General features: G+C 50.3%; 19 protein-coding genes and 1 tRNA gene. 8 read left to right on the top strand and 12 right to left on the bottom strand.

Translation table 11 applies throughout. From position 1 onward, the window contains the following. Positions 1-291: 291 nt before the first annotated feature. Together LRP54_RS04265 and LRP54_RS04260 are read right to left on the bottom strand one after the other, a co-directional pair. Positions 292-6375, bottom strand: coding sequence for an RCC1 domain-containing protein (locus tag LRP54_RS04265; protein WP_231203890.1), 6084 nt, complete (start codon positions 6373-6375; stop codon positions 292-294). A gap of 412 nt (positions 6376-6787) precedes the next feature. Further along, complete coding sequence (locus tag LRP54_RS04260; protein ID WP_231203889.1) at positions 6788-8149, bottom strand: uracil-xanthine permease family protein; 1362 nt, start codon at positions 8147-8149, stop codon at positions 6788-6790. Between the two features lie 376 nt (positions 8150-8525). Between LRP54_RS04260 and LRP54_RS04255 the strand changes: the two genes are divergently transcribed. From LRP54_RS04255 to LRP54_RS04245, 3 genes are all read left to right on the top strand, one after another. After that, positions 8526-9014, top strand: a complete 489-nt coding sequence (locus tag LRP54_RS04255) for a hypothetical protein (protein ID WP_231203887.1) — start codon at positions 8526-8528, stop codon at positions 9012-9014. 63 nt (positions 9015-9077) lie between these two features. Continuing rightward, positions 9078-9815, top strand: coding sequence for a glutamine amidotransferase-related protein (locus LRP54_RS04250; protein WP_231203885.1), 738 nt, complete (start codon positions 9078-9080; stop codon positions 9813-9815). Between the two features lie 377 nt (positions 9816-10192). After that, a tRNA-Ser gene (locus LRP54_RS04245) sits at positions 10193-10277 on the top strand. A gap of 207 nt (positions 10278-10484) precedes the next feature. Here the strand turns inward: LRP54_RS04245 and LRP54_RS04240 are convergent. Further along, the gene (locus LRP54_RS04240) at positions 10485-11231 is read right to left on the bottom strand and encodes a LytR C-terminal domain-containing protein (RefSeq protein ID WP_231203883.1); all 747 of its coding nucleotides are present in this window, start codon (positions 11229-11231) and stop codon (positions 10485-10487) included. Between the two features lie 167 nt (positions 11232-11398). On the opposite strand from LRP54_RS04240, the gene LRP54_RS04235 reads away from it, so the two are divergent. Continuing rightward, positions 11399-12541 carry an acyl-CoA dehydrogenase family protein gene (locus tag LRP54_RS04235; protein ID WP_231203881.1) on the top strand — a complete coding sequence of 381 codons (1143 nt, stop codon included), beginning with the start codon at positions 11399-11401 and terminating at the stop codon, positions 12539-12541. 211 nt (positions 12542-12752) lie between these two features. Here the strand turns inward: LRP54_RS04235 and LRP54_RS04230 are convergent, their stop codons facing one another. Together LRP54_RS04230 and LRP54_RS04225 are read right to left on the bottom strand one after the other, a co-directional pair. Further along, entirely contained in the window at positions 12753-13619 is an 867-nt protein-coding gene (locus tag LRP54_RS04230; RefSeq protein WP_269212741.1) for an anaerobic ribonucleoside-triphosphate reductase activating protein, read from the bottom strand. Beyond that, the gene (locus LRP54_RS04225) at positions 13609-15531 is read right to left on the bottom strand and encodes a ribonucleoside triphosphate reductase (RefSeq protein WP_231235228.1); all 1923 of its coding nucleotides are present in this window, start codon (positions 15529-15531) and stop codon (positions 13609-13611) included. The genes LRP54_RS04230 and LRP54_RS04225 overlap by 11 nt, the downstream gene beginning before the upstream one ends. Before the next feature lie 159 nt (positions 15532-15690). On the opposite strand from LRP54_RS04225, the gene LRP54_RS04220 reads away from it, so the two are divergent. Next, complete coding sequence (locus LRP54_RS04220) at positions 15691-15864, top strand: hypothetical protein (protein ID WP_231203880.1); 174 nt, start codon at positions 15691-15693, stop codon at positions 15862-15864. On the opposite strand, the gene LRP54_RS08470 is transcribed toward LRP54_RS04220, so the two are convergent. After that, positions 15838-16806 (bottom strand): phosphatase PAP2 family protein, encoded by a 969-nt coding sequence (locus tag LRP54_RS08470; protein ID WP_231203878.1) that lies wholly within the window; start codon positions 16804-16806, stop codon positions 15838-15840. The two genes, LRP54_RS04220 and LRP54_RS08470, sit on opposite strands and share 27 nt — an antisense overlap. 342 nt (positions 16807-17148) lie before the next feature. Between LRP54_RS08470 and LRP54_RS04210 the strand changes: the two genes are divergently transcribed. Genes LRP54_RS04210 through LRP54_RS04200 form a run of 3 tightly spaced genes read left to right on the top strand, consistent with a single transcriptional unit; the run spans position 17149 to position 20661 of the window. After that, on the top strand, positions 17149-17598 hold the full coding sequence (locus tag LRP54_RS04210; protein ID WP_231203876.1) for a YbjN domain-containing protein: 450 nt from the start codon (positions 17149-17151) through the stop codon (positions 17596-17598). Then, positions 17595-18098 carry a YbjN domain-containing protein gene (locus LRP54_RS04205; RefSeq protein ID WP_231235127.1) on the top strand — a complete coding sequence of 168 codons (504 nt, stop codon included), beginning with the start codon at positions 17595-17597 and terminating at the stop codon, positions 18096-18098. Before LRP54_RS04210 ends, LRP54_RS04205 begins: the two co-directional genes overlap by 4 nt. Further along, positions 18091-20661, top strand: coding sequence for a DEAD/DEAH box helicase (locus LRP54_RS04200; protein WP_231235126.1), 2571 nt, complete (start codon positions 18091-18093; stop codon positions 20659-20661). Before LRP54_RS04205 ends, LRP54_RS04200 begins: the two co-directional genes overlap by 8 nt. A gap of 65 nt (positions 20662-20726) precedes the next feature. Here the strand turns inward: LRP54_RS04200 and LRP54_RS04195 are convergent, their stop codons facing one another. From LRP54_RS04195 to LRP54_RS04170, 6 genes are all read right to left on the bottom strand, one after another. Beyond that, a complete protein-coding gene (locus tag LRP54_RS04195) occupies positions 20727-21197 on the bottom strand; it encodes an Rv3654c family TadE-like protein (protein WP_231235125.1) in 471 nt (156 codons plus the stop codon). Next, the gene (locus LRP54_RS04190) at positions 21194-21565 is read right to left on the bottom strand and encodes a hypothetical protein (protein ID WP_231203868.1); all 372 of its coding nucleotides are present in this window, start codon (positions 21563-21565) and stop codon (positions 21194-21196) included. Before LRP54_RS04190 ends, LRP54_RS04195 begins: the two co-directional genes overlap by 4 nt. Before the next feature lie 45 nt (positions 21566-21610). After that, positions 21611-21805 (bottom strand): DUF4244 domain-containing protein, encoded by a 195-nt coding sequence (locus tag LRP54_RS04185; protein WP_231203866.1) that lies wholly within the window; start codon positions 21803-21805, stop codon positions 21611-21613. Positions 21806-21984: 179 nt separating this feature from the next. Continuing rightward, a complete protein-coding gene (locus tag LRP54_RS04180) occupies positions 21985-23352 on the bottom strand; it encodes a hypothetical protein (protein ID WP_231235123.1) in 1368 nt (455 codons plus the stop codon). 78 nt (positions 23353-23430) lie between these two features. Continuing rightward, entirely contained in the window at positions 23431-24750 is a 1320-nt protein-coding gene (locus LRP54_RS04175; RefSeq protein ID WP_231203862.1) for a TadA family conjugal transfer-associated ATPase, read from the bottom strand. Beyond that, positions 24747-25919, bottom strand: coding sequence for a hypothetical protein (locus LRP54_RS04170; RefSeq protein WP_231235121.1), 1173 nt, complete (start codon positions 25917-25919; stop codon positions 24747-24749). Before LRP54_RS04170 ends, LRP54_RS04175 begins: the two co-directional genes overlap by 4 nt. Positions 25920-25988: the final 69 nt, after the last annotated feature.

Below are 25988 nucleotides of genomic sequence, written 5' to 3'. Positions count from 1 at the left end.
TCAAAATATGAACATAAGCAGATCCATTTCCATCCAATACTCCACGCTACAGGGAATAAACTCAGCGCGCACGATTTTCTCAGGTGAGTAATACCTCGCATGCAGGTCGAATAGCTAATTTTCGCCACTTTAAGCGCCCGCACCACAGCCACCTTGACACTAATCACAGTAACCCGTGGTATCCGCACTAAGCACAGCAAGCCCGCTTTCGCCCCACTCATAGATGGGCTTGAAAAGTATGTGACTCATAGCCAACCGACTATGAGTCACACGTGCTTTCTCGGTACTTCCTCAGCGCAGGGTTTTGCGTCGCAACACGAGCGCAGCACCCACAATCATGAGCAACACGCCCCCACCGATAGTGACGAACATCTGTCCACGGCCCGCCGCTGGAAGTTTGCCTTCCTCCCAGTTCTTCACTGTGACCGTAGCACCACTGACCACGACACCGTCCTCACCAAGCGGAGCGCTACGAGTGACGATACCGCTCTTAGTGACAGTGAACTTCCACGGCGTTGGCAGGCGAGCAAACCCCGCCGGTGCTACCAGTTCACGCAGCTCATAGTCACCGGGAGCAAGGTCAAAAGTCCACTTCGGACCGCCTTTAAGTTCTTTACCTTGCTCAGGTAAACCGGGGCCTTTGAGGTTAAATGTTGCTCCCTCAAGTTCCTTATCGGTATAGCCGTCTTTCTTTTCAAGGTGAATCTCAAAAGCATCAGGCGTGGTTGCAGTGAACGTGTCTTTATCTTCCACGAGTTTGCCAGACTTTGAGCCGACAGCCCACACGCGAACTTCATCCTCATGGACTGCTGATCGCCCAAGTGCAGGAAGTGTCGCCGCACATGTCACTGATTTTCCTGCAGGAAGCACATTATGCTCTGTGCCTTCAATTGTGATTTTCTCCCATTCACACGCGATGTCACCGACATTCACATTGCCTTGCGTTGTCGTGTCTTTCAGTTGAGGGTCCACTAAGTCCTCTGCGCCACCATTTTTAACGGTGAAATTAATGACCGTAGGAACTGTTGGCTTCACCTCAACCTTGTTCACTTCTTTTGTTCGCCCAGGATTGTCCGTATCTTCAACAGTAGTGGTCTTAGTAACCGATATATTAGGCACCCACATTTCAATCGCAGTGTTGAAATTCGCTATTTCAGTACCACTTCTGGCGTATTGGGTGTTAGTCCGACTCAAAGATCCGCTAGTACGTGGGGCAACGGTATCAGTAGTAAAGGAACTCGCCGCCCGAGGAACGAATGCTGCACCATAGTCAAGTGCTTTGAGGGTAGCACCCGGTTTGTCGGGGTCAGGAACGGTAGTTTGGTCAGAGATTGCATACTGGATGGAGTAGCTTCCAGGTGCCATACCCTCAAAACGGAAAGTACCGTCAGCGGCGGTCACCGTCGTGGCGGCAGTGTCGCCTTTCCAGTCCAGCAGGTACACATCGATACCGGACACATTACGGTCACTGTCTTGTCGCTTATTCCCTTGACGGTCTTCATCTACCCATACGCGGCCGGACACTACGACAGGCTCCTGTGCCCTGTCATTCGCAGGAACAAGTGTCTCAACCTGATCACACTGGTCACCCGGCATATTCCATCTGTCCCACGTGACATCTGATGAACAGGTCGCGTTGGTGCGTAGTTTACCCGTCTGAGCGACATCAGGTGAACGTAGTTCTGGCGGGGTCACGCCGGTACGCGGGTTCTCTTTCGTAGAAACAATTGCTTGGTTTGCCAGCACTTGCTTGACCTTAGCGTAGGGAACTTTAGCGGAAACCAGCAGTTGTGTTTCTGTACCTGGCGACATATCAGGTAAGGAATACGACCGAGTGAAGACGTTTCCGTCCTTACGAGTACCTGTCGGAGCAATCACTTGTTCTTTCGCCGCAGGGACATAGAACTCAATGGCACGAGGCATAATTGCGTTTTCGCCATTGTTAACGCGATACCCTAAATTGTAACTATAACGCCAGCCAACACTGTAGATAACCCCATCAGTATCTTGCATATAGCCATCAGTCGATATAAAGATATTGGAAAACTTTTTATCTGGCATGAGGATTTTTGGCTTTTGATTTTCGGTTCCCTCAGACATCAGTAGTCTACTTTGTTGCTGGCCCCATCCCCACAGCTTTCCTTCAGTGTCAATGGCGTAGGTTCCACCGTAATAACCACCGTGCACAATCCGCTTAAACTTCATTGACTTGTGAATACGCACAGGTGTGTAACTATGTTTCGGGTCGGCGACACCCCACTGGTAAGAGTAGTTAGCTCCCCATCCCCACAAGTTATTGTCAGAATCAATAGCCATAGCTGTGTAGCCATTACTTGCAATATCAATAAATTTTGTGTCTCCAGTATCTATCTTCCTCGGCGTTGTTATGTGTTCGCTACGCTGACGCCTAGTTGCTGAACCATCAACATATGTGGCATTTTGACCCCATAGCCAGATCTGCCCATTCACATCAATGGCGAACGAAGTAGAATCAGACGCACTGTAGTTAGTGGCAAAAATCTTCACAATTGGCACTGGAATATTCAGCTTCTGCGGAGTTGGATGCGGGTCACTATCCGTACTACCAATACCAAGCTGCCCACCATTGTTCATACCCCAAGCCCAGACATTGCCCTCAGCATCTAGGGCCAAACTGTGATTTTTACCCGCTGCAATCTGGGTAAAGACTGTGTCGGTCTGAATCTTTGTTGGCACCGGCGCATGAATGACCGTTGCCGGATCACAATATGTAGGAATATTCGGTTTTATCGGAGTGTCAGTTGTTTCGAGGCCTAATTGCCCCTGGGCGTTATACCCCCAAGACCAGATATGTCCTTCACGGTCCAGTGCCAAACGATGTTCAGTACTACCAGATGCTTGGCTAAAGAGGACACCGGGCGTAGCTACCAGACTTGGCCTGACATCCTTTATTCGTGGATCATCTGCTGGCAAACCACGTATCCCACACCAATGTTGGCCCCAAGTCCACAGTCCACCACCTTGATCGACAGCCACACCAGCATCGAAGCTACTCATCACCCTGTCTTCTGCAGGTTTCCCGTAGCTGACGGACACTCCGGTAGCGTTACCAGCTAGAACATCGGTGAACTGAACACCGGTCTGGCGAGTATTACCGTCGTTCTTGATGGTAATACCCCAGTCCACTGTACATTCGTTATCTTTACAGTTGGCCGTGGCCGGTTTTTTCTGGATATCGACATGCGGTTCAGGCACATAAAAACCAAAGTTCACATTTTCAAAAACTTCGTCAATGCCAAGATTAACAGTGTCAGAAACTTTCTGAGAGGCTCCAAAACGTTTATACCTGTACGAGTAGGTTTGTGTGACAGATGGATCCGTATCCGCATTGAACTGCGATCGCACCGTCTCTGGCACACCCTCAAGAATCTTCACCTTGTAGTCACCATGCGTGAAGTCACGTGCGAAAGCGTAGTAACCCTCGGCATTTGTCGTTGCTTCAGCGAGTTTCTCATCACCTCTGAATAAACCAAGGGTCACTCCCTCAATCCCCTTGGAATTTTCCTGCCGATCTCGACCGTTCCCGCCCTCATCCCAGTACACGTAACCTGTGACCTGAGATGCCACGACCTCATTGAAAGTCGGCCACGGGTCTGGGCTGGAGTTATCTGTACCAGGAACAGTTGTGCCAGAAAGCCACGTCACATACGTATCACCCACCGCATTATCGGTAGGACGCAGGGTGTACCTAATGGTAGAGATACCTTGCTGTCCACCGACAGGCTGAATAACCTTGATTCGCCTGACCTGATCGGCTTTACCCTCAGGAATAGAGTCCACCCACGTTCCTTCGGCACCCGCGATCTCAAATTGAATCGTGGTACCAGGTACCGAACTACTCTGGTCAACCACGACATCAGTCAGCGTGTAGCCACCGTGATAAGCAGACTTGTCAGCACCATCATAGTTAGCTGGCAGCGAGTTCTTTACCCGAGCAGAGGGCAGTTCAATAATGGCTTCACCGCCCAAACCTTGCCCCTGCGTCGCAGCGCTTACAACTGCGGTAAAACGCATTGGCTGACCTTTTTCCACCTTAGGGTCAGCGGTAGTTATGTTACTGGAGGTCACGTCCACAGGTAAGGCGGTGGTAGTTGCTGACGCTAAGTAGGCGCGCCCCTCCTGCTCATAGTCGGTCAACACCCAAGTAGCCCACGTAGTCACGTCACCTAAAGCCACAGAGGATACCCGAGCCTCAAAGGTCAGCGGTGTGACTTCAGATCCTCCGCGTTCTCCGCGCACATAGTTTGTGGGCACCCATGACCCGTCTTTGCCGACAAGGAAAGTGGCTTTGCCAGGCTTTTTCTTTATACAATCGCCGGTTTCAAGAGAACCGTCCAGTAGGCTCCACCCTTCGCCTACTTTCGATATCCCTGTTACACACGGATCTAAAGTGACATCTAGACGGGTTGCCACTGGCTCTGTGGTGCTAATTAAGCTACGTACAACGGGTTTGACGGTGTAAGTCAAGGTGGGATTGTCCAAGTTGAGCGTCTCAGCATCCACTTTCATAGTCAGACTACCCGTGGGGATGGTCTTTTCTATCGGGAAGATACTCCAGTCATATGGCGAGCCCTCAGCAACATTGTTCACTGCACCAATGAGTCGATCTGTGAACGATGCTGGTAGTGGCTTCAACTGAGCGAAGTCATCAGTCACCCGAGCAGGGAAATACACTTTGTATTTTCCGCCATTACCTTCACCAATAGGCAAATGGGGAACTTTCACGCGCAGTGCACTTGCTCCCGCAGGTGGAGTATCGGAAGTCACCCACCCAGCATCGTTTGAGGTAATGATTGAGTGGTCTTGGAATTTTCCGCCTCCAGGACGTTCACCCACGTACCATTCGACGGTGCGTTCACCCTCATAATTTTCGCCATTAGGCATGAGGACTTGAATTGGGCCGGCTGCTATTTGTTCACGAGGGTTCCACTGGTCAGTGAAAGTAAAATGAGCGGTCGTGGAGCCATCTTGCGCACTCACCCTATCGGTATCGACGGATAGGTAGACCTTGAGCTGAGTACCCTCTGCAACATATTCATCTCCACTATATCTTGCCCGTACCTCAGGACCGTAGTCAAAGTCTTTCATACCGGCTTCCCAGTAGGTTGCACCCCTAGCGGAAGGACGAAGTACCTCTTTCACGAATTTCTGCTGCGTGACAATCTCATGGTAGAAACGCAACTCGGTGTAGTCGTTATTTTTTGAGTAGAAACCTCGAACTGCCGTGGTCTTTCGCGCACCATCGGTAGTTACGTAATCTTTTTCGCCTTGCCCAGGCTGCCAATCGTCACCGTTATTGAGGTAGTCCGGTGTAGAGAATGCACCCTTATCTAACTCGACGTGAAGTGGGTATTCGTAGCTGCCCATCTTCTCAAGAGGAATACCCCAATTGTTATTACTGAAGAAACGCACAGTGAGGCTGCCGCGTGTCTGAGGTAACCGGATTTTACCGTTCGTGATTGGAACATCTTCGCCACCGATTTGCGCTGTTGTTCCTTCTGGCAAGCCTGATACGTCTAAATAACCTGACCAAGGAGTAAGGGTGGAAGAACCTTTGGAGGACCATTTATTGTCTGAAACTGGGCGAGGGTACACCTCCACATCAATGAATTTTTGGTTGCGAGAATAAAGTGCCCGCGGATACGAAGGAGCGCCGTCCTCTGACTTCACGTAGTTATCTGGGCGCACCATGATGTCAGCGCGCGGAACAGAGACAACCGTGTATCCCTTTGAGGAAAACGACGAGTAAGCGCGTTGATCGCCAGCAGCAACTTCAACTTTGACAACCTGATTGTCTTTGACTTCGCCAGCCGTGTCTTTGGCGGTAAGTACAAACGGAACAGATAGAGCTACCGGAACACCGCGTTTCGTCTTGTAAGTGACGGTTACAACCCGCGAGGCCTCATCCCAGGTCGGCTCCCCGACATGCGTAATTAATGTACTATTTCCAGCGGAAAGTACGGGATTTAATCTGGCATCAAAATCCAGCCACTCAGGAAGTGTGTATCGCACCTGAATCAGACGCTCAGGTCCAGGTTCGACACGAAGATGTGAGATCAGTCCGACAAAGTCACCCGAAGCAACTACGCCATCGTCTTTCGTGTTATCGCCGGGTTCAAAACCGTTCTTGGCGTTAATAAAGGTCTGTGCAGAACCGCCTGATGGGGTCCTCACGTCATGACCGGTGCCATCGTAATCTGAGGAAAGTGTTGCGGAAGCGTATGGATTAGTCGGTGTATCAGCAAGCGTTGGTATAGCGGTGATGAGTGTGAGGCCAAGTGTTGCCGCTGTTAAAGCACAGGCTATGCGACGCGCGTAGATATGCCGAACGGACATCCAAAACCCCACCTTATTCGTTCATTTATTTACTCACCGCCGAAGCACACAAAAGCACAGAGCCTTTACGTAAACGCAAAAACCCACCGACAATAAGAAAACCGCATAATAAGATGCATAGATGCATAGATGCATAGATGCATAGATGCATAGATGCATAGATGAGGATAGCAGAAAATATCCAAAACATGAAGATAAATGACCTCTATTTCCCCTGAGTGCAAGCACTTAGCGCAGCGGTAACAAGGAGGAGAGCAAAACAGCGGAAGCAAAGCCGGGACAACAAGGCAGTGGGCACACAGCGGTGACAAACAGCGACAACAAAACAACAGCAACAAAGCAGTGGCGGCCTCCTTTACTCAAGGAAACCGCCACCATCTCACACGTTACACGTGATACTCATGTCACAAAGTCACTGAGTTTTCATGCGATGCCGTGAAGCATATGCTTCACCTTCAAGTTCCGTACCAGCAGGGGCCGATGCCGGAGAAGCTTGTTCAAGATTCGTCCCACGCACACGTGAAATCATGCGCATCACGTGATACACAATCAGCGCTGTCGCTGTACCCAAAGCAATACCTTCAAACTTCATACCGAAAGGTGACCATGTGAAGTTTGCAATCGCCACAACAAGGGCAACAGCTGCGGTATTCAAGTTCACTGGATTCGAGAAATCAACTCGATTTTGCACCCAGATACGCACACCCAACATACCGATCATGCCGTAAAGAACAGTTCCTGCACCGCCAAGAACACCGGGCGGAATCGTTGCGATAGCAGCACCAAACTTCGGCAGGAGCGACAAACCGAATGCCACACATGCAGCCACAACATAGGCTGCAGTAGAGTACACGCGGGTCGCTGCCATTACACCGATATTTTCCGCATAAGTGGTCGTACCAGAACCACCACCAGAACCTGCCAGAACAGTAGCTAAACCATCGGCAACAAGTGCGCGACCTGTCACACCATCAAGATTTTCACCCGTCATAGCAGCCACAGATTTCACGTGACCAACATTTTCAGCTACGAGAACGAAAACAACCGGAACGAAAAGTCCCAGTGTGGATGGATCAAAAGCAGGAGCTTGGAAAGTCGGTAAACCAAACCATGCGGCTTCGTTAATCGCGTCGAAAACAACCTCACCTTGAATAACAGCGGCGATATAGCCAATGATTACACCAAAGAGAATCGAAAGACGACCAATGATTCCTTTGAAAAGCACCGTAATCAAGCAAATCGAAACGATTGTGATAACAGCCGTCAGCGGGCCGTTTTGCACGTTATTCCATGCGGCGGGAGCCAAGTTCAAGCCAATGAGGGCAACGATTGCGCCGGTCACAATCGGTGGCATTAAAGCGTCAATCCAACGGACACCAGCAAAGTGCACAATAACACCGACAAGAAGCAAAGTAGCACCTGTCGCAATTACGCCGCCTTGCGCGTAACTCATGCCCAACGTTTTTGATACCGCTCCAATGGGGGCAATAAGGGCGAAAGAGGACCCTAAGTAGGAGGGTAATTTACCTGCAGTAATAAGGAAGAAAAGCAACGTACCTATTGCACTGAAGAACAAGGTTGTTGCTGGCGGGAAGCCTGTCAAGAGGGGCACAAGGAATGTAGCACCGAACATCGCAACAACATGCTGCGCACCAATTCCTATAGTGCGTGGCCACGAAAGACGTTCATGTGCGGCAACAACCTCACCAGGAGCAATATTCCTGCCGTTGCCATGTAGTTTCCAACGAAAAAGTCCACTAGATGCGTTACTCATAAGTGAGCGCTCCGATCAGTTGATTGGCATAGCCGTGAAACCGGTCGGAACACCACAATAGCGCGTAGGAGCACCTTCATTGCCTTAGTTTTGCCAGTAAGTGACGAGTTCATCCAGTGCGATCAGTCACGTTCATAAAAGCTTGTGCCACGCGGAAGCAATAATAAGCGGCACCGCATACGCTCCCGACAGAAAGAAAATATGTGCTCCTTGCCAAGGAGTCAGATCTTGCACGGATAAACAGGCTCTACATGCGGTAGGGTCGTCATTAACGCGACATCATGTGCAGATATTCTGAGGGTTTAGCGCCTATCTCGCACATGTGGTACCCAAACAGATATTCACAACATAGATAAAGATAGATAAAGGAGGTTCGATGAGCGAATATGACCCACGCTCACGTGCAGAGCATATGCCTCCACCTCACAGAAGCAAAACGCAGGGTTTTGTTCGCTCTGAAGAAATGCGCCCAAACCCTAGGGGCGGAGCATTAGATCCTGAAGGACAGATCGCCACCTGGCCTGACCTTTCTCACGGACATTTTGGAACCCCTGCGCCTGCTCAAAGTTCAGCCCAGTTACCCATTTTCCCTGAGAATGAGAGAACAGACCCCGCAATCGTTTTCGCTGGCCCTGGGTACACATCTATGCCACTTCCTGCAAATGGTGTGGCAACCGTCGCGTTATGGTTAGCGCCGCCAGCGATTGTACTTTTTCCTTTAGCTGTTATCGTTTTGATTCTTGGGATTGTGGGGGTTATTGTCGCGCAAGGCCAACAAGGTTATGGGAAGAATCGTAGTATTGCCGCGATTATTACTTCTACGCTTACCCTGCTGTTATGGCTACTCTTATTCATTCTTTTCTAAAATTTATGCTTAATATTACAAAGTAAAGATGATTTTTCTTTTTTCTTTGCCTATGCTTGACTCATGCTGCCCTTTCTTTTAGTGTCTACGCGCCCCGAGGATGAAGCCGTTGAAAGCGAGTACCGCTGTTTCATGCGGGTAACAGGTTTAGAAACCGGACAACTTGAACAAGTGCGCTTAGACATGGTGGGCTTGCCAGATATTGATGTACACCAGTACGCAGGAATTATCGTAGCCGGATCACCCTATGGCACTACCACTCCCGATGAGCGGAAAACGCCCACTCAAAAACGCACAGAAACCGAACTCACCCGTATTTTTACTGAAATTTTCACTCATAACATCCCATGCCTTACCACAGGTTTTGGAACAGAAGTGGCCGCTGTCCTTCGCGGTGGGGTTGTAACGAAAAAATGGGGCGAGCACCCGCAGATCACAGATATTTTCTTGACCGAGGCAGGGCAGCATGATCCTTTACTTCAGGGGTTCCCCTGCGAATTTCCCACCTATGTGGACCATCGTGAAGCTGTTGAACACATACCAGAAAATGCGGTAGTCCTAGCAAAATCTTTAGATTGTCCCGTGCAGATGATGCGTTTAGGAGAATTTTTCTGGGCCACACAATTCAACCCTGAACTTGACTCGGATGCCATATCTGCACGCCTGCAAAGTTTCCTCGACGCAGGATACCCCGGAACTGATGACATTGAATCTTTAGTGTGGATAGGGCGTAACGGAACGGGAACTCACCAAGGGGCCGTTCTCATTCGTCGCTTCATTGATTTATGCCGCAAGCGCTAAGTATTAAGTGGTGAGCATTAGTTGGCGCACGGCAAAGTATGTTGATAAGTGTCGCAGGCAGCAAATGTGAATTTACGTTACAAGTCATAAGTGCTGATTTGCGCCGCAAGTAATAGTCACACAATGTCTGCCATTATTGCCTGCTATTTGGGGTTAAATAACAAAAACGCACATGATAGAGCCTTGGCTGCATTTCACGGCAATAAAAGCCGTTGCAAACTCCGTAAAATCCGTAGCGAAATGCCTGAAAAATCAGGCCAGAGCGCGCGCCGTGAGGGATACCACCGCAATAGGTGATAGTTGAGTTCGCATTTTAGGGCTATCAGAGTGTAGGCTAGTTCGGCACGTTACATTTCGTTCAGAAATACGTAACGTATGGAGGATTCGCCTAGTGGCCTATGGCGCACGCTTGGAAAGCGTGTTGGGTGCAAGCCCTCGGGGGTTCGAATCCCCCATCCTCCGCAGCGCACCCCGTGATTTCGTTGAGATCACGGGGTCTTTCGTTTGAGAACCCCAGCTTCGGGGCCAGTTCAACTATGCGACTAGGGGTACGACAAGACACTGTTCTGATTACGCAATGTGACGCAAAAGCCCCCAAAGGATCCTTCAGTTACCTTCACAATGCCATCCGACTCACACAACCGCACGCCCTACTCAGCAGGCGATTACTCACTCCCCGGCTTCTGCGCCAGTTTCCCCTTCAGCAGGCTGCCCCTCAGCAGACTCATTTTCACCTGTTTCACCCGACTGAGCGGCACCAGATTCCTGTTCCGATTGCCCAGCTAATTCGCTTTGCGCCTTCTCAATCGCTTTCTTATCTACAGGTAAACACCCTTTAGGGGCTTTCAGTGGACTTTGACTTTCTTTCACCACGGCAAAATCACTTTCACTGAGGCGACCGCTGTAAAAAGTCCCTAACTCGACAAGCACAAGATTATCGGCACGCCCAGAAAGAACCACATGCGCGTCAGTAAAATAGCGAGCCACCGTATACGCAGCTTCAATCCCCCGAGGTCCTGCTGAAATTCGGACTTTTCCAGGGAATTCCACATTAGAGTTCGCTGGATCCTCCGTAGTGTACCCAGCCGACTTCAGCATCTCTGTTGCTTCACCAGCAATACCGGGACGCGCCGTAGTGTTCAGAACTTGAACATACACTTGTTCGGGTGCCAGTGGCTGCACATCCTCAGCAAGACATGGCACATCACCTACGGACGCATACTTCACTTTCGCATGGAAAGACTGTCCAAATGGCAGAGGAATCCACCCTTTAAGCACCAGAAAACTCAGAACCAGCGCCACAGCCATTGAAGCAATAGTGACGGTGTAAATGTAATTTTGGCGACGTTGACGTTCCAAACGGAAACGTTGACGCGGCGTTAAAGCCTGCATTTCATTTGGCATAGGACTAGTCACAAGATAAACCTACAAGACATTTCCCTCAAACGGCACCTCTACGGATTCACATGTACCGTGGAACTCGTCTCCTCATACTATTGCCCACGGCAATATAACGCACATAGCCTGCGTACAGACCTACACCCACAAAGGGCAATACAACCCAACGGAAAGGAAAACCACATATGTCATTCCTGTCTGATGATGTCCTAGAAAGCATCCACAATCGCGCCAGCGATATTGACGCACGCAATGTGTTCCCTGAGCAAGATTATGCCGATCTGAAAGAATCCGGATATTTTTCCGCTTTTGTTCCCAAAGAATACGGGGGCGCTGGGCTGACATTAAAAGAAATCGCCGCCGAACAAACACGCTTATCAAAGGCTGCTCCTGCCACAGCATTAGGTATCAACATGCATCAAATCATCGTGGGTCTTGGCCGATACCTTGTCCGTCACGGAAATGAGCGCGGTGAGCTTATCCTCCGTGAGGCAGCACAAGGAGAACTCTTTGGTTTCGGCATTTCAGAACCGGCAAATGATCTTGTCCTTTTTGGTTCAACAACCACGGCAACCCCCAGCGAAAAAGGCGGCTACACATTTACCGGCACCAAGATTTTCACATCTTTAGCTCCTGCATGGACACGCCTGCTCACTTTCGGACTTGATAGCAGTGGTCCAGATGGCCCTCATTCAGTTTTCGCTGTCCTGACACGTGACGGTGGCGGTTTTTCAATGAAAGATGACTGGGATACGTTAGGGATGCGCGCTACCCAGTCTCAGACAACCCTTTTAGAGGGTGCTTACGCTGAGGAATCACGTATCCTCACTCGCTGCGAACCTGGTCCTTCTGCCGATCCGGTGATTTTTGGCATTTTCGCGCATTTTGAAATTTTGCTTGCAGCTACTTATATGGGCATCGGTGAGCGTGCCATTGAAGTAGCGGTTGAGCACGTGAAAAATCGTCGCTCCGTGAAAAATCAAGCGATGTATTCACAAGATCCTGCTATTCGTTGGCGTTTAGCTGAGGCAGCGCTGACAATGAACGCGGTCGGCCCTCAAATTCGTGAACTGGCTACTGAAGTAGACGAGGACCTTGCCTCGCCTATGCTAGCAATGCCTCGTCTTTCGGCTGTGAAAAATGCTGCTGCTGAGGCTTCTTTACGGGCCACGGAACAATGCGTGCGCGCCTGTGGTGGAGCCTCGTATTTTAATCGTCATGAGTTGTCACGCTTATATCGTGATGTTCTGGCGGGATTATTCCAGCCTTCCGATCAGGAATCTTTGCATGGCGCATGGGCGCAAATGTTATTAGGCCCTATCGAATAGCTCGAATAGTACGGATCTTTCTTTCGCTTTTACCTGCTATGAGGTGCAGCAGTTCTGAGTCTTATTGACTGCAAGTACAGCATGATAAGGCAAGTAGCGAACTGTTATACGCAAGGTTATACGCAAGGTGGGCTTCACTGACCTTGCGTATGTGGCGGGGATGTATGATCGACTACTTCCCCGCCGCACAATCGAGTACCGCTTACAAAACTCACACCGCTGGTCGAAAAATAAACTGGCGAAAACCCATGTGCTTAATTTCTTGCGCCCAGCGGATAACACGTTCATCCCATCCATCCGTTGTCGCAAGAAAATCACTAGGAGCACCCGTTGATCGAGCTTGTTGCAGCGCAAAGGTATGCACTCCCATATCTCGCACAGCACGCGCGACCTCTAAAACATCACGAGGCCCCTGCGGGTAAACGGTGACACGCACCTCATAATCCACCACATCCTCATATTGCAAAAGCACTTGCAAAGATTCCCACGCTTTCACACCAGCCTGAGGACGTTGAGCCACTTGTTCATATGCGGCACCCGGCATAGCTTTAATATCCATACCCACCCAGTCAACAAGCCCCGCAGCAAGCAGGTCCTTTAAGCGTGACGGATACGGGCCAGCCGTGTGCAGGCCCACGCTAAAACCCATCTCATGAACCCGTCGCATTGCCGCACCAAGACTGATCTGCCGCGTGGCCTCCCCTCCAGAAAAAACGACTCCATCAAGTAAGTCGTGCCGTTTTTTCAAAAGAGCTTCTACGCGCTCCCAGTCCACGACTCCAGGAATACGTGGATCAATAATGGCGTGATTATGACAGTACGGGCATAGCCACGGGCATCCTTGACAAAAAACAGTGGCAACAAGTTTGCTTGGCCAGTCAACCGCTGACATGGGGACAAGTCCCGCAATCTGTAAGTCACGGGGATTATCAGCGTTGGGACGCACTATGTAAGGCCGCTGCTGTTCACCGTGCTCACATGATTTTATGCGTTCAAGCGATTCTGTGCGCTCAAGCGAAGAAGCCTCTCCTGAGTGAGGAGGGAAAGCGCCTCCGCCATACGATTCCTCATCCTTCATATGCTGGGCCTGCCGCTAGCAAAACTGCAGACTCTGCCGGCAGCAGAGCCTCTGAGCTGACCGCAGGAAAAGCACTCACCAACTGACCGTGGGATGCTGCCGCTTTTTCTGAGAACATCTGCCGTTCAGCGTACTCGCCTTTCTTCCCAATATTGAATGACTGAACCGGGCGGAAATACCCCATCACGCGAGTCCACACTTCACATTCCACAGCTTCACGTTCAGGATGAGCCTGCGCGCACAGATCGCATGTGAAGTGTTCGCCAGACAAATACCCGTGAACCGGACAGATCGAGAATGTCGGCGTGATCGTAATGTAAGGAACCTTAAAAGCAGTCAGCGAGCGCCTGACCATTTCTTTGCAGGCGTCTGCGCTGCTCATTGCTTGCCCCATGTACAGGTGGAGCACGGTTCCTCCTGTGTATTTTCCTTGGAGTATTTCCTGTTTTTCAAGGGCTTCAAAGGGATCATCGGTCCAGCCAACGGGTAATTGTGACGAATTTGTGTAGTAGGGCTGTTCGTCTGTGCCAGCTTGCAGGATGTCTGGGTATCGTCTGCGGTCCTCTTTTGCCATGCGGTAGGTAGCGCCTTCTGCGGGAGTGGCTTCAAGATTGTACATGTGACCTGTGTTTTCTTGTAATTGCACCATTCGCTCACGTATGTGGTCCAGCAGATCGTGAGCTATGGCGAAACCGCGCGGGTCGGTGATGTCGTAGGCATCGTTACTGTAGTTACGGATCATTTCGTTTATGCCATTGACACCGATTGTGGAGAAGTGATTATCAAGGTGCCCGAGATAGCGTTGAGAATAGGGGAATAGTCCCGTGTCCATGTGGTGTTGGATGAGTGCGCGTTTGGTTTCGAGTGTGCCGCTTGCGATGTCAATAAGGTGGTCCATTTCAGCGTAGAGTCCGGCCATGTCACCTGTATGTACATATCCCAGTCGTGCCATATTTAAGGTGACTACGCCAATGGAACCTGTCAGTTCAGCGGAACCAAAGAGCCCGTTCCCTCGTTTCAGTAGTTCGCGTAGGTCCAGTTGCAGGCGGCAGCACATAGAGCGGATCATGTGGGGGTCGAGGTCTGAGTTAATGAAGTTCTGGAAGTACGGGAGCCCGTATTTTGCGGTCATTTCAAAGAGGCGGTCCACATTTGGTGCCTCCCAGTTGAAGTCCGGTGTGATGTTGTAGGTAGGGATAGGGAAGGTAAAGACGCGGCCATCTGCATCTCCGGCGCTCATGACTTCAATGAAGGCGCGGTTAATGAGGTCCATTTCTTTTTGCAGGTCCCCGTAAGTAAAGTCCATGACTTCGCCACCGATAAGAGGGTATTCGCTGGCGAGGTCTTGGGGGCATGTCCAGTCGAATGTCAGATTTGTGAATGGGCATTGACTGCCCCAACGACTCGGCACATTCAGGTTGTACACCATTTCTTGCATACATTGAAATACGTCCTCGTAGGTCATATTGTCTAGGCGCACGAATGGTGCCATGTATGTGTCGAATGAGCTGAATGCTTGAGCGCCTGCCCATTCGTTTTGCAGCGTGCCAAGGAAGTTCACAATCTGGCCGCATGCGGATGAGAAGTGTCGGGGCGGGGCCGAGGCAATGGCTCCGGGTACTCCGTTGAATCCTTCGTGTAGGAGTCGTTTCAGGGACCATCCGGCGCAGTATCCTGCGAACATGTCGAGGTCGTGTATGTGGAAGGCTCCGCTGCGGTGTGCGGCTGCGGCTTCTGGCGTGTAAATGCGTTCCATCCAGTAGTTTGCAACGATTTTTCCACTGGTATTAAGGATCATTCCGCCTAGGGAGTAGCCTTGGTTGGCGTTGGCATTGACGCGCCAATCGGAGCGGTCAAGGTATTCGTCAATGGTGCTGATTGCGTCAATATCGTAGCGAGGGTGAGTGTGCATAGGGGTGCGCGATTCCATGTTTTTCTTCACCTTGTGTTTGTTGTGCGTGTTCGCATCTTTGCGTCGATGTTTTCGTGAGGAACAGGGCAGCGTAGGTGCGGTTCATATGCCTAAACAACTACATGTAGTGTCTGAGGCGACCAGATAACACTATATATAGTGTTTTTATTTGTCTTTACGACACGCCACACTCAGCCTCATCGCACAGGAAAAGACCGCATGAACCTCATATATCTACAAGAAAACACTGACAACACTTCCCAGCAGCTTGCCGATTATTCAGCAACACACAAAGACAAGTCGCGCTCACTCACCCGCAAGACGATCAACTGAATAAATCACACTGCCCACCACGGCAACCATCCACAGCAGCGCCGACAAAGCCAACAAATTCGCACGCATAGGCTGAACAGAAAGGAAATCAGCAAAACCAAAACCCGATCCAGGTTGAGCAGCCCCCACAATATCCACATTCCACACGGCAAACACTAGCGAGAACAACGCCAAAACAAGGCACACGCACACAAGCAGCCACATGACTTTCTGCATAAGAACACCATGACGTTTTCGGCTCTCCAACGGGGTAAGCAGCAAAGCCCAAGCCCCTGTCAGCAAAACCGCAACTAAAACATCTGCTAAACGATGCCACGCAGAAAGCATTACAGAAACACCCATCGCACAGGTCCACACCCAACCAAGCCACGCAGAAGGGCCTCGCAACCACTCAGGGGCAACCATAATTAAAGCGATACACAATGACACAGCCACCGTCACATGACCTGATGGCAGCGAATTCACGGTCTCCGTTGTCACACCTAAATGTGGGCGCTCAACCAGCATTTTCAAGATCTGCGTGCTGATATTCGCACCCGCCACCATAACCAACGCGCGTCCCGCTAAAGTCACACGACGACGTAAAAGAGCCACCACTGAAACAAAAATAGCGACACACACAATAACGGGATGAGTCACCATATGCGTGACCACACGATGCGCGCCACCTAAATGCGCTGACCATCGCATCACTGATTCCATCATCACCGTATCAAGGCTTTGCCCCCACACGGTTGCAACAGAAAGAAAAGTAAGAATGACCGCCGCAAGCACATAAACCACGGCAGCGAGAATACGCAAACGTAAACGATACGTGTACGAACGAGCTTTTGGCCGATAGGAACGAGGCTTCACAACAGATGCGACAGATTTACCTTGACGCGCTGCGGAGGCGGGAGGCATTGTTTGCGTTGATTCCATTGAAATCGGCGAAGATTTCACTGCCTCCCCCTTCCTGAGATTCACGGACCCCACCCGGCCTATTCGTCTATTCGTTCGTTATCGTGCGCCATAATTCATACTCGCACAACAGCACACACCCTGAGTTAAACGTGAACACTGAGTTAAACGTGAGTGCTGCTGTATTGAGTTCTTACGATGATCCCACTTTAACGGCTTCATCTCACACTCTCAGAACAAGTCACAGGCAGACCTGTTTCTGTGCATATCATCACTGCTTTGCGCAACGCAGGATGGAACACGCACTGCACAAATTTGCCTGCCCGCGCCACTTTTGATGACCTCCACTACAGTTGATATGTCCATTGACTTGTAGGAGGATCCGTGTCAGCACCGACGCCCGTAAATACGGAGCGCATCGAAAAAATGCTCTCCGGGCGAGAATTACATTTTGGCTCTACCTCTGACACTGAACTCCTTGTCCCCACACACAACGCTGTTTTTCATATCAACACATCAAATCCGCAGATTTTGCAACTGCGCGGCCAGTGGCGCGGAATCGCCTCCACAGGTCCAGATTTCACAGCCCTTGCAGAGCAAGTAGCTCACTGCAATGCCACACGCACAGGCCCTAAGGCCTACTTAGCTCCCTTTGAAGACGGAGAAACTTTCGGCCTGATCGCAGAAGTCAATGCCGTCACTTCCGCGGGGCTAACTCCCGGACAGCTTGATTCTTTTTTCGAGTCAGCAATGTCCATGATTATGTGCTTTTTTGCTGACCTTGAAGAAACCTGCCCCAATTTTGTGACGTGGACAGAAAAGGAAAACCAATGAGCACAGCTCCTTTTAGTGTGCCCAATGACGACCTCACGCCGTGGCCCGTCGATTTTACGCGACTCATATCCGCCTTACATGACATGGACTATGCCGTAGATATTCTCGTCCCCGACAAGGCAGCGGGAGCAGTATTTGACCGTATCCCTTTCCTTTTCTCTGTTGATACCAACGGGCGTTTCTTTTCAATCCGCGCGCTCTGGGAAACAGGAATCCGACCGCACGAAGTAGGTCCGTGGGTTTTCGCAGCGTCAGATAGTTGGAATCGGGAAAAATATTTCCCCACGATCTACTGGATGACTTCCGAAGACGACACTGTTCACATCTGCGCAGATTTCACTGTGAACACTTCCGCTGGATTATCAAATATCCAGTTAAAAGAGAATGTGAATGCGGGACTGTCCACAGGAATTAGCGCTATCCAGTACATGCAACATGCTGCTGACCACACCCTGTCACTACCCGACGTAACTGACGATGGTGCATTAACCGGTGAGTAAGCGCTCAGAAATCCCACCACATACACACCCTTTACTTGATGTTTTACGGTCTTTATCTGCCGCAGATGACCGTTTCGTACATTTTCACACAGTGCCGCAACGTCAGGCACGCTACGCTTCATGGCCACAGTGGGTACATAGCAGTGTCGTGGCAGCGTGGCAGCGCCGCGGCGCCCGCGACATATGGTCGCATCAAAGAGACGCTTTAGACGCCCTCCACGAAGGTCATGATGTTGTCGTAGCCACAGGCACGGGGTCAGGGAAATCTCTGGTTGCGTGGACACCTATCCTCAGCGACCTCATGTATGCGCATCACAGTGGACGTCTTTCAGATATTCACAGTCGCCCTACCTGCTTATATATTGCCCCGACGAAGGCTTTGGCAGCCGATCAGTGTGCTGCACTTGACCGTATTATTCGTGAAATTACTGCTGATGACACTTCTTTCACTGAGGGTTCTCACACCCACCCTCGTTCTTCATCCGACAGGCCAGCGCGTAGATCTGAAGATCTTCCCCGTTTTTCCACAGCCGACGGTGATACGCCTCGTGAAGCAAAAGAGTGGGCACGTGCGCACGCGGATTTACTGCTCACAAATCCGGATTTTCTGCATCACGTCATGTTGCCTCAGCATGAACGGTGGAGACGTTTCTTTGCTTCCTTACGGTATATCGTGATTGACGAGCTGCATTATTGGAGGGGGATTACCGGCAGTCACATTGCGATGGTTATTCGTCGGTTACTGCGAATTGCTCATCGGTTGGGGGTAAATCCTCAGGTCATTATGTTGTCAGCAACGGTTCGTGATCCTCATATTGTCGGGCAAATGATGACTGGCCGCCCTTGCTGTGTATCCGATCAGGATGGTTCGCCCGCCGGTCAGCATCACATTGTTTTATGGCAGGGGCATACTGTCACAGATGATGATGTGGATATTGATGCGTACCTGCGTGCGGTTGAGTCTGCTGAGAATCCGAATATTCCTGCTTCTGTGCCAGCCAGCGTTGAAACGTCTATGCGACGAGTATCCGCCTCTACGGAAGCTGCTGTGGTGACTGCGGCTTTAGTGGAATCAGGGGCGCGTATGCTCACATTTGTTCGTTCTCGTTCAGGGGCGGAAAGTGTGGCCGCGCAGGTGAAAGATCGTCTGCGAGCGCGTCGCCCAGAATATGTTGATCGAGTGGCCGCTTATCGGGGTGGATATTTGCCGAATGAGCGTCGTGCTTTGGAAGTTTCGTTGCGTGAGGGGACGTTGCGGGCTTTATCTACGACTTCGGCTTTAGAGCTTGGTTTGGATATTTCAGGCTTGGATGCGACTGTGACTGCTGGGTGGCCGGGAACTCGTGCTTCCCTGTGGCAGCAGATTGGGCGGGCTGGGCGTGCAGGTCATGATGTGGTTTCTGTTCTGATTGCTTCAGAAAACCCGTTGGATTCGTATATTGTTCATCATCCTGAGGAAGTTTTTTCTGAGGTGGAAGCCTCTGTTATTGATCCGTCGAATCCGTGGGTTGTGGCGCCGCATTTATGTGCGGCCGCTGCGGAGTTTCCTCTGTGTGATCCTGCAAGTGATGGGGGCAGGGATCTTTCTTTTTTTGGTGCTGATGTGCTGCCGCTTGTGGATTCTTTAGTGCGTGACGGGTTTTTGCGTCGCCGTAGTGCCGGATGGGTGTGGGATGCGACCAGGCCTGAGCGTCCTACGTCTCTCACTGATTTACGTGGCGCTGGTGACGATGTGCAGGTGGTGGATATTCGTTCTGGTGCGGTCATTGGCACGGTTGATAATGCTTCGGCAGATACTCAGGTGTTTCCTGATGCGATTTATGTGCATCAGGGACGTACTTTCCATGTGTTGTCTTTGGACCCAGTGTTCGCTGGTGCTGGTGTGCGTGATGGTGATGAGCATGCCCGTGTGGCCGTGGTGGAAGAAGTCAGTACCGCTTTGAGGACTCGCGCTCAACAGCACACGCATGTGGAAATTGAAAGTATCGACAGATCTTGGACGAGTCCTGATGGTGCTCTCACGTGGCATTATGGCCGAGTGATTGTGTCAACACGTGTCACTGATTTTGATCTTTTACGGCTGCCTGGCTTGGAGTTTATACGTAATAAAGAGTTGTCGTTGCCTACGCATTATTTGCCGACGCAGGCCGTGTGGTACACCTTGTCTGCGGGCACTTTGAAACGTATCGGCGTGGATGAAGCGGATGCTCCTGGGGCTTTACATGCTGCTGAACATGCGTCGATTGCTCTTTTGCCTCTGTTGGCAACGTGTGACCGTTGGGATTTGGGAGGCTTGTCAACGACATGTCATGATGACACGGGTTTGCCTACTGTTTTTGTTCATGATGCTTATAGGGGTGGAGCTGGTCATGCGCAGTGTGGTTATGATCGCCTTCATGAATGGCTGCGTACCACTGTAGAAACAGTTCGAGCATGTCCGTGTGAGGATGGGTGTCCTCGGTGTGTGCAGTCACCAAAGTGTGGGAATGGGAATGAGCCGCTATCAAAGAGTGGGGCTATTGCTGTTCTTTCTTTTCTTGTCGATCATTGTCCACCTATGTGACACTGAAGCGCGGTTTTCAGCGGGTTTTCCTCCCATTTGCCCTCTCCTGCACACGCCCATGCCACTTAACATGAGTCTGTGATATGGAGCGTCCTCATGGCAGTTTCATCGTGGCGGGGCGGGCCTGCATGCGCCTTCTCTGTAACGACAATCGACCCTAAAAATCCGTATGCGGGAATATCAGTATCTATAGCAACTTGCAGACGTACATCTGCATCTTTTGTTTCGCAACGCTGAAGAATTGCCATATTTGCACGGACTATTTCTTTAGCCCGATCACATGGTTGGTTTCCCACATCCGTATAAGGTGACATGCTGGCAATATCCGCAGCTGCGAGTGCCGCCAGATCAGCTATTGCACCAGCAAGAACTTTGCGCGTATGCACTGCTGACATGAAAGGAATAATTCCCGCAACGATAAATACAGCGACGCATACTCCAATAATGACAACCGTTGCTGAGCCTTGTTCTGAAAATCTACTGTCAGTAACTTTTCTTTTGACTTTCTCAGGCTCCTCCTTAGTATTACTTTTCATTGGTATCCATCTTCTTTCATAGTTTTCACAGCACATGACACTGTTTTTCCACGGAAAATCAGAAAAGAAACCGGACGCTGCACAGAAACTGTGATCCACTGGTTTTCATATGTCACATGCGTTCCTGGATCATCTATGTGGGCACCGACGGATGCTTCTCTTGCGCTTTCGCGGGCTAAACGGCATGTTTCAGCTCGTTCAATAGAAGCGTGAATGACCCCACAGGCAATAGCAACGATGAGGACAAGCACAGCTATACCGATAGATAACTCAACTGTGCTTGATCCTGCTTGTTTGTGGTCGCAAGGCGGGGCATCCTTACCCGTTGTTTGATCGGAGAGTCTTTGTGTGCGCTCATCCTCAATCATGATGCTTTCCTCGTGTTCTTTGCGCACGAAATACTCGTATACCAGTTATAGCGTGAGTGCTTTTTCGATGATTCCCTCTAAAAGGTGCTGCACAAAACCTGATTTCAACACCACCATCAGCAGCATGGCGAAACCAGCTGCCGCAAGAGCACCGATTGCATATTCAACAGTTGTTGATCCTGATTCTGAACCATTATCGGTGAGTTCTTCTTTTTGATTGGCCTTAAGGTTTCGACTCATGTCCTTGTTCATTATTTATTCCTTTCATGGTGTCTGTGTAAGTTGTGGATTCATCATGTCCTCTTTCGGCACTGCAACGCGATCCTTCATATGGCGACTGTGGATAACGTGTATGTCATCCGTAAAGTCTGTGGATTCAGAGTTTTTCGCTTCATACGATTTCTCATCATTGAGTGCTGTCACAACGAAAATGAAAGATCTTCAAATCCTGATTTCATCAAGAAAAGCACAATTGGCATAACACCGAGAGCAATAAAAGCAGGTAAAAGTAAAGCGGCCACAGGTACTACCACTCGCACGCCTATACGTTCTGCTTCTAATCGACTATTGACCAAGCGACGCGAACGGATATGTTCTGCACAGCGCTGAACAAGTGATACCGGTGAAGCCCCATCACACCACGCGATCTCTAAAGATTTCCCTAAAGATTGCGCATAAGTGTCAGCCCCTTCCCATGCTTTCCACCAGGGCAGGCCTAAGCGAAGTGATTTTCCGCAGCATCGCAAAGCTTCATCTTCTAAGGCGTATCCCAACGCTTCAAGCACACGCGGCACGGAAGCACCGGATTGTAATCCTGCTACTGCGAGGTCACAAACAATAGGAATATCAATATTTTGTGTGAAGGATTTGTCATTTCGTTTCATAAGGAAATGGAAAAGTTTCCACCCGGCAGCTAAGAAAAATATGCCCGCACATGCGCTTATTGTTCCCGCACCCCCGTCAGCAAAAGATGCCACAGGGTCAGCTCCGATCATGTAGGCCAGGCTCATGCCGATACAAGGTAAGGCCGTCATAATCCGTATAGATGTCGTTGCCCCTGCACATGCTATCGCTCGGGCATCATGTGCCACCTGCGCGTCATCAATTCCTGAGGCAATCATTTCAAGGACTTGGGCGACAGGTGCTCCTACATATGTGGTGTAACGGCATGCTGCTCGAACTGTGCGTGCTGCTGCGCGAATATTTTGGCGGCGACGCAACGGAATACGTAGTGAAATGTCATGAGGCCCCGCACGCGCCGAAGGTAAAAAGCGACCGAAAAACCCTGTGCTCTGCACAGGAAGTAGGTGCTGAAAAATTCTTTTTCTTGCCGGCACGTGCACATCAATACCGGCACAGATATTCATGATTGACGGGACTCCATCCTCATCAATCGTTATTTCTTTCAGCATCGGGTACAAACGTTGCCAAGATAATTTCCATGCATCCACAAGGCAAGCCCCCGAATATAAGCGTGCTGCCACTTCACTGCATAAAAGCGCAATATCGTTTTCGTTAAAAGTGTTTCTTTTCCTCAGAACATGCGCATACAGCACATGTGGATTGTGGGATGCTGTCGCGCTTTTCTTGTTTCTTGCTCCCCTATTTTTCTCAGACAACACAGGCGCATTCTGAATATGCGCACGATAGTGCGCAGAATTTTCCTGTCGATGCTGTGAATCCCTCAACCATTTTCGTATATGCGTACCATGCCAACTGAGATCACCGAGGTATATGATGCTCCCACATATTCCTGCGAGGAAACAGACGATACCGAAAATTCCCATAAATACTCCTTATGTGCTCCTTTGTGAGCACAAATGAATACACCAGTGACATTGAATATGTCGTGTCATGGGTTGTATTTACATGTGTGTCAAATTTTTTATGCGTGTGCGTAGTTCCTCCCATCCTTCACGGTGATATATCTGCCCGTGAGCGCGTATTTCAAGTGCAGGGACACACTGCATAGTTGCTTCATGTCCTGCACGAAAAACACCTATTTGACTGACCCACCTGCGCGGACCTGGACTTTGCGCCCTCACAGATGCCAAATTTTTTGGGCTTTCCCCCGTATGTCTTTGCATATGAATAACCGCATCTAAACCAGCATTTACCTGCGCTGATATCGCTCGCATACTCATATGCGCTAATGCTCCTAAAGCTGATAGGCGCGCGGGGACATCTTCAACAGCATTCGCATGGAGCGTGACCCACCCGCCACTATGTCCCGTATTCAGCGCAGTTAAGACATCACGCACTTCTGGACCTCGACATTCACCTAAAACAATGCGATCAGGACGCATTCGCATGGCTGCTCGCACAAGGTCTGACAGTGTGACTTCGCCGGTTCCTTGAATATTTGCTCGTCGTTCTTGTAATGACACCACATGGGGATGTTGAGGGCGCAGTTCAGAGACTTCTTCAATACAGACAATTCGTTGATTATGTGGAACCAAAGAAAGTAAAGCCCCCAGTAATGTGCTTTTACCTGAACCTGTTGCCCCTGAAATCACCACATTAGCTCGAACGTGAACTAACTTGCGTAAAAGATCCGCCACCTCAGGATGGACGCTCCCGCTTTTTTCCATATCATCGAGGCTTAAAGGAACCGCGCCAAAAGCACGTATTGAAATAGTTGTGCCCCCGGCAGATACGGGTGGAAGAACCGCATGAAGCCTCATCCCATTTGGTAAGGTCCCATCCACAACAGGGCAAGCATCATCTAAACGACGACCACATGCTGCAGCCATCCGGACAGCAAGCGCACGCACAGCATATTCACTTCCAAGCTCCGCATTGCAATCGTGGAGGCCATCCCCACGATCAATCCAAATTTTCCCGCCTACAACCAGTAGGTCTGTCACAGCGGTGTCTGTGAGAAATGGGGCAAGTTCCGGGCCTACCCCTTCTGTGAGAGCGCGAATTTCGCGTTCTGTACTGATGTACTCGGCAATTCCTGCGCCAGGCCTACTTGCAGTGAGAATCGCATGGGTGCGTGATTGTCCTGACGCATATGCTCGTAAGACTTCATGTTGCGATTCACTGTAAGAGGAGATCTGAGCGTACATGCGATTTTTGTGCGAAGGAGTATTTTGTTCAGTCTCAGCCGGTGTTTCAGACTCAGCTCTGTTTAAGCGCCTTACGCCGCCCTCATGCTGCTGCACATCGGAACGTGTTTTCATGAGGGGTCCTTCCGATGCCGCCCACGGTAAGTTCGCGGCATATTGCTATGCGCCACATCTGTATCGCTGTATTCATGAGTGCTCACGGGTGATTCACGGGGAATACACTGAGGTTCCTCTCCTTTGCTGCGTTCATGTGAAACTCGACAAAGACGATGAAGGCTCCAGGCGCGCGCATGGTGGTGCTGTTCTGTTTCTCCTTTATCATTCAGCGGATGATCTGCAAGGTTGTTGCTCATGTGTTTCATCCGTGAAGCGGTCACGGTGGTGAGTATTTCTTGGCTGAGTGCTTTCCATCCGTGTTGTGTGCGTGGATATCGCCGTGGGTGGAGCTGCTGAAAGTCATAAAAGGCGTGGTTTTTTATTTCCGATAATGCCGTATACGTGAGCGCGCTTATTCGTCCGTGGAATAAACATCCGTATGCGCATTGTGGTTCCCATTGACAGATCGCGGCACATAGGTCATGTATATCTGTTATTCGACTACGCCCCACAAAAATCACCATATCTGCATAGCTGCTTGCAATTTGCGCGCGATCATCCCATTGCCCCACATTTACTACAGCTGTTTGTCCTTCCGATAATGCGTCAAGAACCCGTGGTAGTAACGCAGAGTCAGCAAAAACACCGCCTCGGCCGTCGGCTCCTAGAACGCGCGTACGCCCAACGTTGGGAAATTGAGTATCAATCCCACGCGGAAAAGCAGGTTCTTCTGTGCGCAGATCAGCCCATCGAATACCTGATGTTTCAGTGAAAGGCACATGACCTGGGCCGCGTCCACGCATATCTAGCACATGTGCGTGAAGTGAATGTGCCAAGCGACAGGCAGCGTGCTGTTCATCGGCAGAACGATTCCAACGAGCAACAAGGAGTCGCACGCCCCTACGCCTGCTACTGACTGTGTGTTGTATAAGTGCCGCAATATTTTCTTGGTCACGGGGCAGGTGAAAGGTTCCATCGTGGGCGAGGTGAATAGTTGCCCTGCCGCGTTTACGCCATTTGTCGTAGGCTGTGTGCGTTCCGGCGAATACAAGGTCAATGTGCTCGTCCTGTATGTCCTCTTGCGTATTATCGAGGCGCATGACATCAAGGAGGTGTTGCAAAGCCGCGTAATCGCCGGCTTCTACTTCATCTGCAAAAATGCCTGGGTAAAGGAATTTTCCGCTCACTTTTCACTTCCCGCCGTTTGCCAATGGCTTTATTCCAGCGGTTTATGTTTCGCCTGTCTTTCCGGTAGC

Origin of the sequence: Schaalia sp. lx-100 (genome assembly GCF_021083625.1) — a bacterium.
Classification (GTDB): domain Bacteria; phylum Actinomycetota; class Actinomycetes; order Actinomycetales; family Actinomycetaceae; genus Pauljensenia.
This window is presented reverse-complemented; position numbering and strand designations above follow the sequence as displayed.